The organism is Ramlibacter sp. (genome assembly GCF_013697775.1).
Classification (GTDB): Bacteria; Pseudomonadota; Gammaproteobacteria; order Burkholderiales; family Burkholderiaceae_C; genus Ramlibacter.
Genome location: NZ_JACCWG010000043.1, coordinates 11115 through 28672, shown reverse-complemented (window position 1 = coordinate 28672; position 17558 = coordinate 11115). Strand labels below are relative to the sequence as shown.

Sequence of the window (17558 nt, the reverse complement as noted above, 5' to 3'; positions counted from 1 at the left end):
GCAGGGACCCAGGCCGTGGCCGGCGCGCTGCACCAGCGGCGTGCTCAGCCCGAACAGCACTGCCGCCAGCACCGCCAGCGCGGCGCCGGCGGCGGCCGGCCCACGCGGCGCGCCGAAGACGCTCATCGGGGCCGCAACTCCCGGTCGAGCTTGCCGTACAGCAGGTCGGCTTCGATCGTCAGGGCATCGATGCAGCACGCCAGCCGACGAAGGGACTCGCCGTCCCCGGAGTGCGCCGCATTCACCCGTTCCGCGGCCAGCGATCGCATCGCCGCACTGATCCAGTCGAGTTGCCCCAGGAAGACAGGAAAGCGATCCATGTGTTGAATCCTACCGGGGAGGTTTCCCCTGCGCGCCACGAAGTCGTGCGAATCTGTGTCCACCGTCGTGCTCAGCCCAACGCCGCCGCGTGTGCCCGGCAATGGTCGACGAAGGCGCGCACCGCCGGCGAGGTGTGGCGGCTCGCGAAGTAGAGGTGGAAGCCCGGTGACGCCAGCCAGTGGCGCGGCAGCACCGGCACCAGCGTGCCGGCCGCCAGCTCGTGCGCGGCGAGCCGCTCGAAGGTGTGCGCGATGCCGATGCCGTCGAGCGCGGCCTGCAGCATGCTCGGGCCGTCGCTCACCGTCAGCGGCCCGTCGACCTCCACCTCGACCGTGCGGCCGCGCCGCTGCAGCTCCCAGCGGTAGATGGCGCCGCTGCCGGGGAAGCGGTAGCGGATGCAGCTGTGCCCGCGCAGCTGCTCGGGCGAGGTGGGCAGGCCGTGGCGCTCCACATAGGCCGGCGAGGCCACCAGCGCGAAGCGTTCGGAGGCGGTGAGCGGCACGGCCACCATGTCGCGCTGCACCGACTCGCCCAGGCGCACGCCGATGTCGAAGCCGCGCGCCACGATGTCGACGAAGCCGTCGTCCAGCGCCATCTCCACCTGCACCTGCGGATGCGCCTGCAGAAAGCTGGCGAGCACCGGGCGCAGCAGCAGCGGAAACGCCAGGTGCGGCGCGTTGATGCGCAGCCGCCCGGCGACGCCGCCGCTGCGGTGCGGCTCCAGCGCGTCGGACGCGCCCAGCAGCTCTGCCACCGCCGGCGCCACCCGCTCGAAGTAGCGCTCGCCGGCTTCGGTGAGGCTCACGCTGCGCGTGGTGCGGTGCAGCAGCCGCACGCCCAGCCGCTCTTCCAGCTGCTTGACGGCCTGGCTCACGGCCGGCGGCGTGACTTCCAGTGCCGAGGCCGCGGCGGTGAAGCTGCGCGCCCGCGCCACGGTGACGAAGGCCATCAGGCCGTCCAGCTGAGTCAGCCGCATTTATGAAGATTTCCTGAAGGCTTCATGAAGATTCAGGCAGTTTATCCGCGCAGCGACCCGCCGTAACCTTCGCGCATCGCATCGGCATTCGATGTGCAAAGGAGCACACACCATGAGCTTGGACACCTACTACACCCTGGGCCGCAGCGGCCTGCGCGTGAGCCGCCTGTCGCTGGGCGCCATGACCTTCGGCACCGAATGGGGCTGGGGTTCGGACAAGCGCGACGCGCAGCGCATCTTCGACGCCTACGTGGACCACGGCGGCAACTTCGTGGACACGGCCGACGTGTACACCGACGGCACCAGCGAAACCTGGCTGGGCGAGTTCGTGGCCGCCCGCCAGTTGCGCGACCGCATGGTGCTGGCCAGCAAATACACCTTCAACCTGGCCGACCGCAATGCCAACGCCGGCGGCAACGGCCGCAAGAACCTGATGCGCGCGGTGGAAGCGTCGCTCAAGCGCCTGGGCACCGACTACCTGGACCTGTACTACGTGCACGCCTGGGACCAGATCACGCCGGTGGAGGAAGTGATGCGCACCATGGACGACCTGGTGACCAGCGGCAAGGTGCGCCACATCGGGCTGTCCGACGTGCCGGCCTGGTACGCGGCCCGCGCGCAGACGCTGGCCGAGTGGCGCGGCTTCGAGCCGGTGAGCGCGCTGCAGATGCAGTACTCGCTGGTGGAGCGCAACGTCGAACACGAGCACGTGCGGCTGGCGCTGGAACTGGGCATGGGCATCACCGTGTGGAGCCCGCTGGCCAGCGGGCTGCTGGCCGGGCGCTACAAGCGCGACGCGGCGCCCGACGGCCGCATGAAAGCCATGCTGGACAACGGCAACCCGGCGTTCCAGCTGCTGACCGAACGCAACTGGGCCATCGTCGACGCGCTGAACGGAGTGGCGCACGAGATCGACCGCACGCCCGCCCAGGTGGCGCTGAACTGGGTCGCCAACCGCCCCGGCGTGGCCAGCGTGATCGTGGGCGCGAGCCGGCCCGAGCAGCTGGCGGGCAACCTGCGGGCGCTGGAGTTCACGCTGCCCGAGTCCCTGCGCGAGCGGCTGGACCAGGCCAGTGCCGCGCCGGCGCCGTTCCCGTACTACTTCTTCACCGACGCCATGCAGGGAATGATGTACGGTGGCGTGAACGTGGGCGACAAGTGGCCCGGCTACCGCCAGCCGGTGCTGGTGAGCGGGCCGGGCAGCGGGGTGGCGTGAGGGGGCTGGCGGCCAGCTATGCGGCCGGCCGCCCCCCATTCACCGTCACCCGCTGGCCATAGCGCGCGAACGGGTAGTAGTCCCACACCGCGTGGTGCTGCACGCAGCGGTTGTCCCAGAACACCAGCGTGTTGGGCTGCCAGCGCACGCGGCAGGTCAGGATGGGTTCGCTCTCCACCAGGCGGAACAGCATGTCCAGCACGGCGCGGCTTTCGGCGCGCGCGAGCTGCACGATGTGCGAGGTGAAGCCGGAGTTGACGAAGAGCAGCTTGCGTCCCGTCTCGGGATGGCGCGCCACCACCGGGTGCTCGTTCTTCGGGATCGTGAGCTCGGGCGGCGGCACGTGGCCCTGCCAGGGGATCAGCCCGTCGTGCACCGCCGTCATTCCGTCCAGCAGCTGCTTCATCGGCGGCGACAGCATGTCGTAGGCCAGGTGCATGTTGGCGAACAGGGTGTCGCCGCCGCTGCCGATCTCCGGAGTCTGGGTCACGTAGAGCAGGGAGCCGAGCGATGGCTCGGCGTCGGCCGTGCCGTCGGCATGCCAGGCCTCGCCGGCGACGAAGCGCGACGCCTTGGATGCCTTGAGCTCCAGGATCTCGGGGTCGCCGCCATCCACGTCGGCCAGCGGCACGCGCCGCAGCGGGCCGAAACAGCGCGCGAAGCGCTTGTGGTCCTCCGGCGTCAGCACCTGGTCGCGGAACACCAGCACGTGGTGGGCGAGGAAGGCGCGTCGTACTTCGTCCAACTGCTGCTGCGCAAGCGGTCGCGACAGGTCGACGCCCGCCACCTCCGCGCCGATGATGGGCGTGAGCGGCGCGACCGCGATGGTCTCGTAGCTCGGCCGCGCGGCGGCGGCGATCCGCTCGATCGCTTCCAGTGCGAACGGCTCCATGTCAATTCTCCCTAGTCATTGTTCGGGCCGGCGCAAGCCGACAGGCTGGCGATCAGTCCTTCGGCCAGCCGCCGATACGCTCCACGGCGCGAGGCGGTCCCCGCGGCCTCACCGGCGGAACCGCACGCATGGGCGTTGATCATCGCAGCGGGGAAGGTCTCGGCATAGTGTTTGGCACTTTGCAGGACGAAGGCTTCTGCAAGCAGTTCGGCATTCGCGTCGGCATTGGCAGCCGCATAGGCCTCGGCGTTGGCCGTGATGCTGAGGTCGGCATAGTGGCGCGCATAGGCTTCGCCGCTGCCGTAGGCCGCGTCGATGGCGGCGGCATTGGCTGCCGCGTAGGCGAGGGCGGAGCGGTGCGCCCTGGCATGGGCATCGGCGGCAGGGTAGGCATGCCGCAAGACCTCTCGCAACGCTGGCTGCAAGGCCTGCGCCCATTGCGCCGCGCCGGGCCGCGAGCCGGCCAGGCTTTGGCGGTGCAGCGCGGCCACTGCCTCGTGCAGCGCGGGTGTGCCGCCGCGCCGCGCGCTGGTTTCCATGGCCAGCGGCAGGACGGTGCGCACATGCCAGTCGTGCACGGTTCGGAACGGCAGCTCTCCATCCAGCGTTGCCAGCACTTCGAAAAGCTGCAGGCGCCATGCCTTCGCGGCGTCTGCCTCCTGCCCGTCGAACAGCGCCGGCACGGTGCGCGACAGCCACAGCGGCATTGCCATGCTCATATGCCGCGCTCCGCCAAAGCCGCCAGCACCAGCCGACCGAAAGCAACGTTGCCGTGCAGCGGATCGTTGGCCTCGCAGAGGTCGGCGCGCTGCAATCCGCCCGCGCCGGTGGTGGCGGCGCGCAGGTCGACGATCTCCGCGCCTGTCGCGGCGACGGCGCGAAGCACCACCTCCTGCGCGGCGAAGAAGACCGCAGCGTCCGACAGCTGCGGCACCCGCTGGGGCGGCAGCACGGCGACGACGCGCAGGGCCATGGCGCGCACCTCGCGATAAAACGCGAAGGCATCGCGCGCCATCGCCAGCACGATGGCCGCGAACAGGCGACCGGACAGGAACGCGGGGTCGAAGCCGGCGCCGCGCGCGCGGTAGATGTCCCAGTTTTCGTTGGACGCGTAGAAATGGATGCTGAAGCCGATGGTCGACACCACCGGGATCTTCAACTCCGCCAAGCGCGCGGCGCCAAGCTCGGCCAGGAAGCCCCTGTAGTAGCGCTCGATCGGTGCCTTGCGAAAGCGCAGGTCGCCCTCGCAGCGGTCGAAAAAATCCACCGTGAAGTCGCGGCCCGACCCCATCGGGCCGCCGCAGAACGGCAGCGCGTCCGCGCGCGCGGCCTTGCCGATGGCGCCGGCATGCGAGTCGCCGACCAGCAGGAACCTAGGGCTGCTGCCGGTAGTAGTCGAGGATGGCTTCTTCACACACCAGATCGTCGAGATGCGCCGCGGCGGATGGAACGGCCGCAGGCGTGGACACGTGGCCGGAGATCCCGTCGAAGAACTGCCGCATCGCGAAGGCGACGCCCGCGGCTGTGACGGTGCGCAGGTTCGGCGCGTAGAAGGCGGTGCCGGCCGGGAACGCGCTGATCATCTCGTAGGACGGGAAATAGTCCACGTCGTCGCGTTCCGCGGCCAGCTGCCCGGCCACCGCGCGCAGCACCGACTTGGAATAGATGGTGGCCGGCAGCACATGGCTACCACTGGCGGTGGCGGTCAGCGGCACAGGCGACACCGTGAGCAGCACGCGGATGCCGGCGTTGACCGCGCGGATGCGTTCGATCGCGGCGACCAGGTCGTCGTGCACTTCCTGGAAGGTTTGGTTGCGGAACCGGTGCGCATCGGGATCGAAGGCGCCGCGGGCGGTGCCCGGGCACAGCGGATAGGCATGGCCGCCGTGCCGGTGTTCCCAGCCTTCGGTCAGGCCCAGGGTGAAGACCAGGCACTGCGCGCGCGACAGCGCATCCGCAATGGCGCGGCAGGTGGCCAGGCGCGACGCTTGCATCTCCTGCACCGTGGCGAATCCCGCCGGCTCGATGGCCGGGCGGAACGGATCGAACACGCCGCCGTCTTCGAGCCAGGCTTCCTGCGGCATCGGCACGCCGCCCAGCGCCCAATCCAGCCACTGGCGCAGCATGCGCGCTGTATAGATGTTGCCGGTGCGAAACGAGAAGATGCCGTAGCTGCGCTCGCGCCGTTGCGCCACGTCCATTTCCGGCGGCGCTGGTTCGGCATCGACCCAGTGCATTCCCCGATCGACAAGCGCGCGGCTGATGTGCTGCGCGAAGCAGGAACCGGCCGTGACGATGGCGTCGCCGCTGGAAATGGGAAATTTTGGCGACCACAGCGCGTCCAATGCATCCGGCGCGCGGCCGGCCACGGCGGATCGCCAGAAAGCGCGGGGCGGCAGTGTTCGATAAGGATTGTTCATGGCTGTTTAACGGGCACCGGTCTGCGGGCCCGGCGCATCGGACAGGGCCGCAGCCGCGCCAGTCTAGCGGCTGTCTTGCCACATGGACATGCGAGCCTGGTGACAAATCCCTAACAAATTCGTCTGAGAGAATGAACGAAAGGCATAAACAATCCGGACCTTCGAACCAGGGGAGAACGCAAGACGTGTCGACACGCTATGCGCGCGTGGGGTCGGCCCACGATGCCGCTGCATTGGTGCAGCGGAACAACACGGACCGGCCCGCTGCTGCGCAGGATGTGTGTGTCCACGCGCTGGTCGAGGCGCAGGCGCTGCGCGACGGCGCTGGCGTGGCCGTGGCCGATGGCGATGCCGCGCTGACCTACGCGGAGCTGAACCGGCGCGCCAACCAGCTGGCGCACCACCTGCGCGCGCTCGGCGTCGTGCCGGATGCGCGCGTCGGCGTGTGCGTGGACCGCAGGGCGCACATGGTGGTCGCCGTGCTGGCGGTGCTGAAGGCAGGCGGCTGCTACGTGCCGCTGGACCCGGCGTACCCACGCGCGCGGCTGCAGCACATGGTGGCCGACAGCGCGCCCCTGGTGGTGCTGACCGACGCGGTGGGCGCGGCGGCGCTGGCCGGCCTGCAAGGATGCCCGGCATCGCTGGACCTCCTGGCCGATGCGCCAACCTGGGCCAAGCAGCCGGACACGAATCCGCAGCCCGAAGCCGTGGGCCTGACGGCGCGGCACCTGGCCTACGTCATCTATACATCGGGATCGACTGGTAAGCCCAAGGGCGTCATGGTCGAGCACCGTGGCGTGGTCAACCTCGCGCTCGCGCAAGGGAAGGCTTTCGGCATCAACGTCAACAGCCGCGTGCTGCAATTCGCCTCGTTCAGCTTCGACGCCTCGGTGTCCGAAATGGCGATGGCTTTGTGCCACGGCGCCGCGCTGCATCTGCCGCCACCCGGTGCGGTGCTGGCCGGCGACGTGCTGGGCACCGTGCTGCGGCAATCGGCGATCACCCATGTAACCCTGCCGCCGGTGGTGCTGGCCGCGCTGGCCGACGGCGCGATTCCGGCCAGCGTAGAAACCCTGGTCGTTGCCGGCGAGGCGCCGAGCACTGGTCTGGTCCAGCGCTGGGCCTCCGGCCGCCGTTTCTTCAACGCCTATGGCCCGACCGAAACCACGGTGTGCGCCACCATGCACGCGTGCCTGCCGGACGCCATCGGCACCGGCTCGGTGCCAATCGGCCAGGCGCTGCGGAACATGCAATGCCATGTGCTGGACGCAGCAGGCAATGCCGTTTTGGCAGGCGAGGTCGGCGAGTTGCACGTCGGCGGCATCGGCCTGGCGCGCGGTTATTTGAACCGGCCGGAGCTCACGGCGCAGCGCTTCGTGCCCAGCCCCTTCGCGCAGGGCGAGCGCCTGTACAAGACCGGCGATCTGGCGCGCCAGCGGCCGGACGGCACGCTGGAATTCATGGGCCGCGCCGACGACCAGGTGAAGCTGCGCGGATTCCGCATCGAGCTGGGCGAGGTCGAGGCGGTTCTCGCCGGCCACGCAGGCATCGCGCAGGCCGTTGTGGTGGCGCGCGCGGAGCAGGGCGAAGAACGCCGGCTGGTGGGCTACTACACGCTGGCGGAACATGCTGACGATCCGGGGTCGCAGGCGCTGCGCACGCACCTGTCGCAGGCCTTGCCGGAGTACATGGTCCCTCCAGCGCTGGTGCTGCTGGAGGGTTTCGCGCTCACGCCCAACGGCAAGATCGACCGCAAGGCGCTTCCGGCGCCCGGCGACAGCGCCTTCGCCACGCAGGCCTACCAGGCGCCGCGCACCGCGACCGAACACACACTGGCGGCGATCTGGGCCGAGCTGCTGCAGTTCCAGCAGGTCGGCATCGACGACGATTTCTACGCGCTGGGCGGCCACTCGCTGACCGCCGTGCAGCTCATGACACGGGTGCGCGAGGCGTTTGAGCGCGACGTGCCGCTGCGCGCACTGCTGCACGCCCGCACGATCGCACGCTTCGCCGAGGAGATCGAGCGCAGTCCGGTGATCGAGGCACCCCTGGACGATCGCACTGAATCAGTGGCAAGCGCGCTCCCCGGCCGCGCGCCGCTGTCCTACCAGCAGAACGGCATCTGGCTGCTGGAGCAGCTGTCGCCGAACTCTTTGGCCTACAACGCGCAATGCGTCATCCGCATCCGCGGCGACATCGACCGCGATCTGCTGCAGGCCAGCCTGGACGCGATCGTCGCGCGGCACGAGATCTTCCGCACCAGTTTCCACCAGGGCGAGGACGGCACGCCCTACCAGCAGATCCACGCCAACGCCAAGGCCGCGCTGCGCTGCGTGGAGCTGCCGGAAGGCGGCGGCGAAGACGCGCTCTGGCAGATCGTCGACGACGAAGTGCGGCGCCCGTTCGATTTGGGCGCGCTGCCGCTGGTGCGCTGGACCCTGGTGCGGCTCGCGCCCGGCGACCATGCGCTGGTCCACATCGAGCACCATTTCGTGCACGACGGCTGGAGCGCCAACCTGTTCCTGTCGGAGCTGCTGGCGTTCTATGCAGTCCACGCCGGCACGCAGGCAGTGCCGCCGCCGCCGCTGGCCGCGCAGTACCGGGACTACGTGGCCTCGCAGCGCAGCGCCGCCACGCAGGCGCGCTACCGCGGCCATCTGGCCTATTGGACCGGCAAGCTGGCAGGCGCCAGTTTCACCCTGCCGCTGGTCACGGACTTTCCGCGGCCGCCACAGCCGTCGTACCGCGGACGGCAGGTGCGCTTCGATCTGCCGGCCAGGCTGCGCGGCGACGTGCGCCGCTTCTGCGCGGCCGAAGGCGCAACGCTGTTCACCGCGCTGATGTCGGCCTTCCAGATCGTGCTGTGCCGCTGGTGCGGCAGCGACGACGTGCTGATCGGCTCGACCGTGGCGAACCGCCGCACGCGCGACGCCGAACGCATGCTCGGCATGTTCGTCAACAGCACCGTGGTGCGCACCGGCATGCGGCGCGAGGCGAGCTTCCGCCAATTGATGGCGCAGGTGGGCGACACCGTGGCTGAGGCGCACGAACATGCGGAGCTGCCGTTCGACCAGCTGGTGCGCGCGCTGCAGCCGAGCCGCTCGCTGGCACGCAATCCGATCTTCCAGGTGGCGTTCAGCGCCCACAGCTCCACGCTGCCGCTGCTGGCCGGCCCAGGTTTCGAGCTCTCGCTGCGCGAGGCCTACAGCAACCGCACCGCCAAGTTCGACCTGGAGGTGGTCACCATTCCGCGCGGCGGTGACGCGGCCAGCCGCGATGCGGTGACCATGCTGTGGAACTATTCCACCGACCTGTTCGCGCAGGCCACCATCGAACGCATGGTGGCAGCCTACGTCCACGTGCTGGAGTGCTGCCTGGCCGAACCGGACCGCCCGCTCGCCGAGCTGCCGCTGCTACCGCCGTCCGAATACCGGCAGGTGGTGGAGGAATGGAACCAGCTAGCACCCGATGCGCAGAGCGGTGGCTGCACCCACGCGCTGGTCGAGCAGCAGGCCCGGCGCAATCCCGCGGCCATCGCGCTGGTGCACGAGGGCACGGCACTTGCCTATGGCGTGTTGAACGAACGCGCCAACCGCCTGGCGCACCACCTGCGGTCGCTGGGTGTCGTGCCGGATGCGCGCGTCGGCATCTGCATGGAACGTTCCATCGACATGGTGGTGGCGGCCCTGGCGATCCTGAAAGCGGGCGGCTGCTACGTGCCGCTGGACCCGGACTATCCGGCGGACCGCCTGGCGTACATGGTGGCGGACAGCGCGCCGGTGGTGGTGCTGGCGGACGCTGCAGGCCGCGCGGCGCTGGCGGGGTCGCCGCTGCAGGCGCCGATCGTGGACCCGATTGCGGACGCGCAACGCTGGTCCGCCTTGTCCGCCAACGACCCGGACCCCGAAGCCATCGGCCTGCGCGCCGACCACCTCGCCTACATCATCTACACCTCGGGCTCCACCGGCCGGCCCAAGGGCGTGATGGTGGAACATCGCAACGCCACGCGCCTGTTCGCTGGCACGCGCAAGTGGTTCCAGTTCGGCCCCGGCGACACCTGGACGCTGTTCCATTCCATCGCCTTCGATTTCTCGGTGTGGGAACTGTGGGGCGCGCTGGTGCACGGCAGCCGGCTGGTCGTCGTGCCGCGCATGGTCGCGCGCGCGCCGCAGGAGTTCTACCGGCTGCTGTGCCGCGAGCGGGTGACGGTTCTCAACCAGACGCCGAGCGCGTTCCGCGGGCTGATGGCGGCCCAGGCCGACGACCCCGCAGCGCATGCGCTGCGCCATGTGGTCTTCGGCGGCGAGGCGCTGGAGCCGGCCGCGCTGCGCCCCTGGTATGCGGACGCCCGCAACGCCGGCGCGCAGCTGGCCAACATGTACGGCATCACCGAGACCACGGTGCATGTGACGCACCACCCGCTCACAGCGGCGGACACCGAGCGGCCCGGCGCCAGCCCGATCGGACAGCGCATCGACGACCTGCGCCTGTACGTGCTGGATGCCGGCGGCGTGCCTGCGCCGGTCGGCGTGGTGGGCGAGCTGTACGTGGGTGGCGCCGGTGTCGCGCGCGGCTACCTGAACCGTCCGGCGCTGACGGCGGAACGCTTCGTGGCCAATCCGTTCGTGCCCGGCGACCGCCTGTACCGCAGCGGCGACCTGGGCCGGTTCCTCGCCGACGGCACGCTGGAATTCTTCGGGCGCGGCGACCAGCAGGTGAAGATCCGCGGCTACCGCATCGAGCTGGGCGAGATCGAGGCCGCGCTCGCCGCGCACGGCGGCATCCGCGATGCGGTGGTCATTGCATCGGACGACGCCGCGGGCGACAAGCGCCTGGTGGCGTACTACACGCTGGCGCCGGACGTGGACAATCCCGGCTCGGATGCGCTGCGCGCGCACCTGTCGCGCAGCTTGCCCGAGCACATGGTGCCGGCGGCCTATGTGCCGCTGGAACAACTGCCGCTGACCGGCAACGGCAAGCTGGACCGCGCGGCGCTGCCGGCGCCCGACGGCGTTGCCCATGGCGCGCGTGCCTACGCCGCGCCGGTGGGCCCGGTGGAAACCACGCTGGCGGGGATCTGGTCGGAAATCCTGGGTGTGGAGCGGGTCGGCCGCGACGACCATTTCTTCACCCTGGGCGGCCATTCCCTGCTGGCCGTGCGCGTGCTGGAAAAGATGCGGCGCGCGGGCCTGCACGCCGACGTGCGCACGCTGTTCGCCACGCCGGTGCTGTCGGCGCTGGCCGGCGAGGTGCGCGCCGATGCGGACCTCGCGCAGGCGCCGGCCAATCCGGTCGCCGTTGTCGGCGGACCGCTGGTGCCCGCGCTGTTTCCGCTGGCGGACCTGTCGCAGGACGAGATCGACCGCATCGTCGCCGCTGTCCCCGGGGGTGCGGACAACATCCAGGACATCTACCCGCTTGCGCCGCTGCAGGAAGGGATCCTGTTCCACCACCTGATGACGCCGGAGAGCGACCCGTATCTCCTGTGGAACCTGCTGCGCTTTGCCGACCGCGCGACGCTGGACCGCTACGTCGCCGCGCTGGAGATATCCATCGCGCGCCACGACATCCTGCGCACCGCCGTGTTGTGGAAGGGCCTGGGCGAGCCGATGCAGGTGGTCTGGCGCAAGGCGCCGCTGCAGGTCACCGAGCTGGAGCTCGATGCGGCCGAGGGCGACGCCGCGGCGCAGATGCGGCGCCGGTACGATCCGCGCCGCCTGCGCCTCGATCCCGCCCAGGCGCCGATGCTGCGCCTGTACGCGGCGCGCGACCCGGCCGGCGACGGCTGGCTGGTGGCCAAGCTGTTCCACCACCTGGTCGACGACAACACTTCGTTCAAGCTGCTGAACGCGGAACTCCATGCGCAGCTGGCCGGCTCGGCCGGCACGCTGGCCGAGCCCGCGCCGTTCCGCGACTTCATCTGGCGCGTGCGGCAGGAAGCGGCGCAGCGCGACCATGCGGCGTTCTTTCATCGCGTGCTGGCGGATTTCACCGAGCCGACGGCGCCCTTCGGCCTGCTGGACATCCGGGGCGATGGCCGCGCGATCGACCAGCACCGCGGCGCGCTCGAGAACGCATTGAGCGGACGCATTCGCACGCGCGCGCAGGCCTTGGGCGTGAGCGCGGCGAGCCTGCTGCACGTGGCCTGGGGCGCGGTGGTGGCGCGCGCCAGCGGGCGCCAGGAAGCGGTGTTCGGCACGGTGCTGTTCGGCCGGCTGCAAGGCGGTGCGCGCGCCGAGCGGGCGCTGGGTCCCTGCATCAACACCTTGCCGGTGCGCATCGCCTGCGGGAGCACGGGTGCGCGGGCCTGCGTGGAGGCGGTGCACCGCGACCTGGCCGAGCTGATCCACCACGAGCATGCCTCGCTGGTGCTGGCCCAGCGCTGCAGCGGCGTCGCGGCGCCGGCTCCCCTGTTCACCGCGCTGCTGAACTACCGCCATGCGGACATGCTGGCCGGCGGCGCCGCGCAGCCGGGCGCGGCCGGCATCGAGCGGATCGACACCGAGGAGCGCACCAACTACCCGGTGTCGCTGTTCGTGGACGACCTGGGCCGGGGCTTCCGGCTGACGGTGCAGGTGGCCGGCGGCATCGGGGCGCAGCGGGTGTGGACGATGGTGCAGCGAGCGCTGGAGGAATTGCTGGATGCGCTGGACAGCGCGCCGGACCGGGCCGTTGGCGAGCTGGACCTGCTGGCCGCGCCGGAACGTGCGCGCCTGGCCGAGGAATGGAACCGGACGGACCAGCCCTCTGCGCCGGACATGTGCATCCACGCACTGGTCGAGGCGCAGGTGCTGCGCGATGGTTCGGCGATCGCGGTGGTGGATGGCGATGCCGCGCTGAGCTATGCGGAATTGAACCGGCGCGCCAACCAGCTGGCGCACCACCTGCGCGCATTGGGCGTCGTGCCGGATGCACGGGTGGGCGTGTGCGTGGACCGCAGGGCGTACATGGTGGTCGCCGTGCTGGCGGTGTTGAAGGCGGGCGGCTGCTATGTGCCGCTGGACCCGGCGTACCCGCGCGCGCGCTTGCAGCACATGGTGGCCGACAGCGCGCCCCTGGTGATGCTGACCGACGCGGTGGGTGCGGCTTCGCTCAGCGGGCTCGAAGGAAGCACGGCGCGCCTCGACCTGGAAACGGGTGCGCAGGCCTGGGCGGAGTTGCCGGACACGAACCCGCAGCCCGAAGCGGCCGGCCTGACCTCGCATCACCTGGCCTACGTCATCTACACCTCCGGCTCCACCGGCAAGCCCAAGGGCGTGATGGTCGAACATGCCTCGGTGGTGAACCTGCTGCAGGCCATGGCGGCCGAGACCGGCGTGACCGCCAGCGACAGGCTGCTGGCGGTGACGCCGCTGTCGTTCGACATCGCGGGGCTGGAGCTGTGGGCGCCGCTCATCTCCGGTGCCCGCGTGGTGATCGCCGGCCAAGCCACCGCGCACGATGCGCACGCACTGGCCGCGCTCGCCCGCGCCAGCGGCACCACCCTCATGCAGGCGACGCCCGCCACCTGGCGGCTGCTGGCCGAAGCGGGCGAGACGCTCGCGCTGCGCAAGCTCTGCGGCGGCGAAAGCCTGCCACCAGACCTGGCGGCGCGGCTTGTCGCCGACGGCGCGCCGGCCTGGAACCTTTATGGTCCGACCGAAACCACCATCTGGTCCTGCGCGGCAAAACTGGGCCCCTCGGCTGGCACAGGCCCGGTGGCGATCGGCCGACCGCTCTGGAACACGCGCTGCTACGTGCTGGATGCGGCGGGCGCGCTGGTCCCGGAAGGCGTCGTCGGCGAGTTGCACGTCGGCGGCGCCGGCGTGGCGCGCGGCTACCTGAACCGGCCGGATCTGACGGCCGAGCGCTTCGTGGCAAGCCGCTTCGCGGACGGTGAACGTCTCTACAAGACCGGCGACCTGGCGCGCTGGCGGCCGGACGGCACGCTGGAATTCGCCGGCCGTGCCGACGACCAGGTGAAGCTGCGCGGTTTCCGCATCGAGCTGGGCGAAATCGAAGTGGTGCTGGCCGGCCACGACGGCATCGCGCAGGCGGTGGTGGTGGCGCGCGCGGCGCGGGACGGGGAACGCAGGCTGGTGGGCTACTACACGCTGGCCGAAGGCGCGGCCGATCCGGGTGCGCCGGCGTTGCGCGCCCATGTGGCCGGCGCGCTGCCGGAGCACATGGTGCCCACCGCCCTGGTGCGGCTGGAGCGCTTGCCGCTCACGCCCAACGGCAAGATCGACCGCAAGGCGCTTCCCGCGCCCGATGACAGCGCCTTCGGCTCGCACGTGTACGAGGCGCCGGCGAACCGTGTCGAAACCGCCTTGGCCCAGACCTGGGCGGCCATCCTCGGCGTGGAGCGGGTGGGCAGGAACGACCACTTTTTCGAGCGCGGCGGGCATTCGCTGCTGGCGATCCGCATGGTTTCGGCAATCCGGCGGCACATGGGCATCGAGGTGCCGCTGGCCGCCGTGTTCGCCGCGCCGCGGCTGTGCGACTTCGCCCGGCATGCAATGGCGGCGCAGGCGTCGACCCTGCCGCCGATCGAGCCGGCCGACCGCCGCGCCGCGCTGCCTCTGTCCTATGCGCAGGACCGGCTGTGGTTCCTGCTGCAGATGGAGGGCGTTGACCAGGCGTACCACCTGTCCGCGGGCTTCCGGCTGGCGGGCAGGGTGAATGCGGCGGCATTGGAATGGGCATTGCAGCGCGTGGTGGCGCGGCACGAAGCGCTGCGCACGCGCTTCGTGGCGGTGGGCGGCGAGGCATTCCAGCGGATCGATGGCGAAGCCGCGTTCCAATTGCGGCGCGAGGATTTGCGCGGCGCAGCCGATGCACAGGAACGCCTGCCGCAGCTGCTGTCCTCGGTCGTGCATGAGCGCTTCGACTTGGAGCGCGGGCCGCTGCTGCGCGGATGCTTGGTCCAGGTCGGCGCAGACGAACACGTGCTGGTACTGGTGCTGCACCACATCGTCTGCGACGGCTGGTCGGTGGGCGTCCTCGCGCGTGAACTCAGCGTGCTGTATGCAGCGCACTGCGCCGGCATTGGTGATGACCTGCCGCCGCTCGCGCTGCAATACGGCGACTACGCCGTCTGGCAGCGGCGCTGGCTGACCAGCAACGCGTTGGCCAAGCACGCCGGCTACTGGCGCGAGCGCCTGTCGGACGCGCCGCAGCTGCTGCGGCTGCCCACCGACCGCAGGCGGCCCGCGCAGCAGGATTACAGCGGCGCGTCCATCGAGATCGCGCTGGATGCCGATCTGACCGAGAAGCTCAAGGCGCTCAGCCTGCGCCACGGCACGACGCTGTTCATGGCGATCCTCGCTGCCTGGGCGCTGGTGCTGTCGCGGCTGTCCGGCCAGCAGGACGTCGTGATCGGCACGCCCACGGCCAACCGCACGCGCACCGAACTCGAAGGGCTGATCGGTTTCTTCGTCAACACGCTGGCGCTGCGCATCGACCTGTCCGATGGCCCGACCATCGCGCAGCTGCTGGAGCGGGTGAAAGGCGTTGCGCTGGAAGCGCAGGACCACCAGGACCTGCCATTCGAGCAGGTGGTGGAACTGGTGAACCCGGCACGCAGCCTGTCGCACACGCCGCTGTTCCAGGTGATGTTCGCCTGGCAGAACACGCAGGAAGACGCACTGGCACTGCCCGGATTGACCACGCAGCCGCTGGCGGTGGGCTCGCAGGCGGCGAAGTTCGACCTGACGCTGGACCTGACCGAGCGGGCAGGGCGCATCGTCGGCGTGCTGAACTACGCCACTGCCTTGTTCGACGGCGAGACGGCGCAGCGCCACGTGCAATACCTCATCACCGCGCTTAAGCAATTCGTGCAGGCGCCGGAACAGGCCGCGCTGTCCATGCCGATGCTGTCCGCGCCGGAACGCGCACGCCTGATCGAAGAATGGAACCAGACCGACCAGTCGTATGCGCAGGACCTGTGCATCCACACGCTGGTGGAGGCACAGGCATTGCGCGACGGTGCGGCCCTCGCCGTGACGGACGGTGACACCGCGCTGAGCTACGCAGAGCTGAACCGGCGCGCCAACCAGTTGGCGCACCACCTGCGCGCGCTCGGCGTCGTGCCGGATGCGCGTGTGGGCGTGTGCGTCGACCGCGGCGTGCAGATGGTCGTCGCCGTGCTGGCGGTGCTGAAGGCCGGCGGCTGCTATGTGCCGCTGGACCCGGCCTATCCGCGCGCGCGGCTGGAGTACATGGTGGCCGACAGCGCCCCTGTGGTGGTACTGACCGACGCGGTCGGCGCCGCCGCGCTGGCCGGCCTGGAAACCGTCGCCGCCCAGGTGAACCTGCTCGCGGACGCGCAGGCCTGGGCCGCGCAGCCCGACACCAACCCGCGGCCCGAAGCCGCCGGCCTGGCCTCGCACCACCTGGCCTACGTCATCTACACCTCGGGCTCCACCGGCCCCGCCAAGGGTGTGATGGTGGAACACCGGCAGCTCGCCGCGCTGTGCGACGCCTGGCAGCGGTTCTACACGCTGCGCCCCGGCATGGCCCACCTGCAGATGGCGAGTTTTTCGTTCGACGTGTTCACCGCGGACTTCGTGCGCGCCCTGGCCTCGGGCGGGCGGCTGGTGCTCTGCCCGCGCGAGCACCTGGCCGATCCGCCTCGGCTGTTCGGGCTGATGAAAGAGCAGCGGATCGCAATTGCCGACGCCGTCCCCGCCGTGCTCGATGGGCTGCTGGCGCACCTGGAGCAGGCCGGCGAGAACCTGTCCTTCATGGACACCGTGATCTGCGGCTCGGACGTTTGGCGCGTGGACAGCGCCGCCCGCCTGCGCGCCCTGTGCGGCCCGGGGGTGCGCAACGTGCATGCCTATGGCGTGACCGAAGCCACCGTGGACAGCACCTGGCTCGATCTCGCCGAGGTCGATCTGGACCGGCTGGATACCCTGCCTATCGGGCGTCCGCTGGCGAACACCCGCTGCCACGTACTGGACGCGGCGGGCGAGCCGGTGCCGGTGGGCGTGGTCGGCGAGCTGCACATCGGCGGTGCCGGCGTGGCGCGCGGCTACCTGAACCGGCCGGAGTTGACGGCCGCGAAGTTCGTGGCCAGCCGCTTTCCGGGGGGCGGGCGGCTCTACAAGACCGGCGACCTGGCGCGGTACCGTGCCGACGGCATGCTGGAATTCGCCGGCCGCGCCGACGACCAGGTGAAGCTGCGCGGCTATCGCATCGAGCTGGGCGAGATCGAAGCGGCGCTCGCCGGCCATGCACATGTCGCGCAGGCAGTGGTGGCGGTGCGCGCGGCGGCCGATGGAGAGCGCCGGCTGGTGGGCTACTACGTGCTGGCCGAAGGCGCGGACGATCCGGGATCGCAGGCATTGCGCACGCACCTGTCGCGGGCACTGCCGGAGTACATGGTGCCGCCAGCGCTGGTGCGGCTGGAGCGGTTCGCGCTCACCCCCAACGGCAAGATCGACCGCAAGGCGCTACCCGCGCCCGACGACAGCGCGTTCGCCACCCGCAGCTACGTCGCGCCGGTCACGCCGATCGAGATCGCGGTGGCGCAGATCTGGGCCGAGCTGCTGCAGGTGGAGCAGGTGGGCATGCGCGACAGCTTTTTCGAACTCGGCGGGCATTCGCTGCTGGCGTCGCGCATGGCCGCGCGCATCCACGACTGCCTGGGCGTGACGCTGCCCATGCGCACGGTGTTCGAGGCACCGACCATCGAGCAGATGCTGGAACGCATCTTCGCGGAGATGGAGAACGCGCAGGCGGCGTAGCAGC

8 protein-coding genes are annotated in these 17558 nt (G+C 70.5%); 2 read left to right on the top strand and 6 right to left on the bottom strand.

The genetic code is table 11. From position 1 onward, the window contains the following. Positions 1–122 precede the first annotated feature (122 nt). Together H0U68_RS02685 and H0U68_RS02680 are read right to left on the bottom strand one after the other, a co-directional pair. Positions 123–320 carry a hypothetical protein gene (locus H0U68_RS02685; protein WP_296352622.1) on the bottom strand — a complete coding sequence of 66 codons (198 nt, stop codon included), beginning with the start codon at positions 318–320 and terminating at the stop codon, positions 123–125. A gap of 71 nt (positions 321–391) precedes the next feature. After that, entirely contained in the window at positions 392–1297 is a 906-nt protein-coding gene (locus H0U68_RS02680) for a LysR family transcriptional regulator (protein WP_296352621.1), read from the bottom strand. Positions 1298–1409: 112 nt separating this feature from the next. On the opposite strand from H0U68_RS02680, the gene H0U68_RS02675 reads away from it, so the two are divergent. Next, complete coding sequence (locus tag H0U68_RS02675; RefSeq protein ID WP_296352620.1) at positions 1410–2513, top strand: aldo/keto reductase; 1104 nt, start codon at positions 1410–1412, stop codon at positions 2511–2513. Between the two features lie 16 nt (positions 2514–2529). Here the strand turns inward: H0U68_RS02675 and H0U68_RS02670 are convergent, their stop codons facing one another. Genes H0U68_RS02670 through H0U68_RS02655 form a run of 4 tightly spaced genes read right to left on the bottom strand, consistent with a single transcriptional unit; the run spans position 2530 to position 5825 of the window. Then, entirely contained in the window at positions 2530–3405 is an 876-nt protein-coding gene (locus H0U68_RS02670) for a TauD/TfdA family dioxygenase (RefSeq protein ID WP_296352619.1), read from the bottom strand. Between the two features lie 11 nt (positions 3406–3416). Then, complete coding sequence (locus tag H0U68_RS02665) at positions 3417–4112, bottom strand: hypothetical protein (protein WP_296352618.1); 696 nt, start codon at positions 4110–4112, stop codon at positions 3417–3419. A gap of 8 nt (positions 4113–4120) precedes the next feature. Continuing rightward, positions 4121–4819 (bottom strand): hypothetical protein, encoded by a 699-nt coding sequence (locus H0U68_RS02660; protein WP_296352617.1) that lies wholly within the window; start codon positions 4817–4819, stop codon positions 4121–4123. Continuing rightward, positions 4779–5825 carry a GSCFA domain-containing protein gene (locus H0U68_RS02655; RefSeq protein WP_296352616.1) on the bottom strand — a complete coding sequence of 349 codons (1047 nt, stop codon included), beginning with the start codon at positions 5823–5825 and terminating at the stop codon, positions 4779–4781. The genes H0U68_RS02660 and H0U68_RS02655 overlap by 41 nt, the downstream gene beginning before the upstream one ends. 185 nt (positions 5826–6010) lie before the next feature. Between H0U68_RS02655 and H0U68_RS02650 the strand changes: the two genes are divergently transcribed. Further along, positions 6011–17554, top strand: a complete 11544-nt coding sequence (locus H0U68_RS02650; protein WP_296352615.1) for a non-ribosomal peptide synthetase — start codon at positions 6011–6013, stop codon at positions 17552–17554. Positions 17555–17558 lie beyond the last annotated feature (4 nt).

Coding starts and splice junctions, on each gene's coding strand:
- H0U68_RS02675 (WP_296352620.1), top strand. CDS start 1,410: ATGAGCTTGGACACCTACTACACCCTGGGCCGCAGCGGCCTGCGCGTG.
- H0U68_RS02665 (WP_296352618.1), bottom strand. CDS start 4,112: ATGCCGCTGTGGCTGTCGCGCACCGTGCCGGCGCTGTTCGACGGGCAG.
- H0U68_RS02680 (WP_296352621.1), bottom strand. CDS start 1,297: ATGCGGCTGACTCAGCTGGACGGCCTGATGGCCTTCGTCACCGTGGCG.
- H0U68_RS02685 (WP_296352622.1), bottom strand. CDS start 320: ATGGATCGCTTTCCTGTCTTCCTGGGGCAACTCGACTGGATCAGTGCG.
- H0U68_RS02670 (WP_296352619.1), bottom strand. CDS start 3,405: ATGGAGCCGTTCGCACTGGAAGCGATCGAGCGGATCGCCGCCGCCGCG.
- H0U68_RS02655 (WP_296352616.1), bottom strand. CDS start 5,825: ATGAACAATCCTTATCGAACACTGCCGCCCCGCGCTTTCTGGCGATCC.